Consider the following 452-nt stretch of genomic DNA (forward strand, 5'->3'; position numbering starts at 1 on the left):
ACCAAGATTTCAAAATACTTGCCAACAGACAAAGATGTATTCCTGCATTCTGAAAATGGTTTATTGGCTTTTGGTCCTCCACCCGCCAAAGGTGAAGAAGATCCTGAGCTGATTAACGCAGGCAAAGAATATGTCACCATGCTAACGGGTGGCTCGTTTTTCCATCACGGTGATTCTTTTGCCATGATGCGTGGTGGACATTTGGATATTGCTGTATTGGGTGCATTCCAAGTGGCGGCCAATGGCGACCTTGCCAATTGGCATACCGGTGCGGCGGATGCGATTCCTGCGGTGGGTGGTGCAATGGATTTGGCTGTAGGGGCCAAGAAAGTCTTTATCACCACAGACCATGTAACCAAGCAAGGTGAACCTAAGATTGTTGAAGAACTGAGCTATCCTGTGACAGGTAAGCATTGTGTTGATCGTATCTATACTGACTTATGCGTGATTGA

Annotated in this window: 1 protein-coding gene; it reads left to right on the forward strand. The window is 46.7% G+C overall.

Annotated features, from left to right (window positions below; all coding sequences use genetic code 11):
- A partial coding sequence (locus ACG916_RS21540; protein ID WP_419329369.1) for a CoA-transferase occupies positions 1–452 on the forward strand: 452 nt, incomplete at both ends.

It is taken from the genome of Acinetobacter legionensis, assembly GCF_048552295.1.
Classification (GTDB): domain Bacteria; phylum Pseudomonadota; class Gammaproteobacteria; order Pseudomonadales; family Moraxellaceae; genus Acinetobacter.